The 695-nt window shown below is 67.2% G+C and carries 2 protein-coding genes; both read left to right on the top strand.

Annotated elements, in window-relative coordinates; genetic code table 11:
* A partial coding sequence (locus PA598K_RS36230; protein ID WP_185602014.1) for an ROK family protein occupies nt 1–355 on the top strand: 355 nt, incomplete at its 5' end.
* Between the two features lie 19 nt (nt 356–374).
* Nucleotides 375–695, top strand: a 321-nt coding sequence (locus tag PA598K_RS15820) for an ROK family protein (protein ID WP_148091954.1), incomplete at its 3' end; no start/stop codon positions are given.

Below are 695 nucleotides of genomic sequence, written 5' to 3' on the forward strand. Positions count from 1 at the left end.
CGAGCAGCCGTTGACCTCCCCTGCCGCTGACCGCTCGCTGAAGCAGCTGTTCGACCGAGCCGCCCGGGGAGAGGCCGCAGCCGAGCAAGCCGTGGCCGATTATGTCGCGGAGCTGGCTGGCGCGGTCCACAGCCTCGCGACGGTCATCGCTCCCGAGCGCCTCATGCTCGGCGGCCGGATCGGCGAGCAGCCGCTAGTCCTGCACGGGCTTGAGCGACAGCTGGCAACGCGGCTCCCGCTCATGCCCCAGCTCGCCGGCGCCGCTCTGGGACGAGAGTCCGTCCTGACGGGAGCGGTCCAGACGGCAATCGCAGACACGATGTCCTATATTCGCAGCACGCTCTTACAGGCATAATCGAACGGAGGAAACAGCCATGCAGCACACCAACCCGCTATACGCTGGCGTAGATGTCGGCGGTACCAAAACCTTAATGATCCTCGCCGAGCAAGACGGGACGATCCTCTCGGAGTGGCGAGTTGGCTCGGATGCACAGACGGACCCGGAGACGTTCCTGGGCGGCATCCTGAATGAGCTGAGGCGCGAGGTCGCCAAGCATGGCCGCGACGCCGCAACGCTGCAAGGCATCGGCATCGGCTTGCCCGGCGTGATCGGCCCGGCGGGCATCCTGACGCACGCCCCCGCCTTCCCCTGGCAGGAGACGCCCGTAGCCGACATCCTCGGCCAGCTGTTCGAC

This window comes from Paenibacillus sp. 598K (assembly GCF_003851045.1).
Taxonomy (GTDB): domain Bacteria; phylum Bacillota; class Bacilli; order Paenibacillales; family Paenibacillaceae; genus Paenibacillus_D.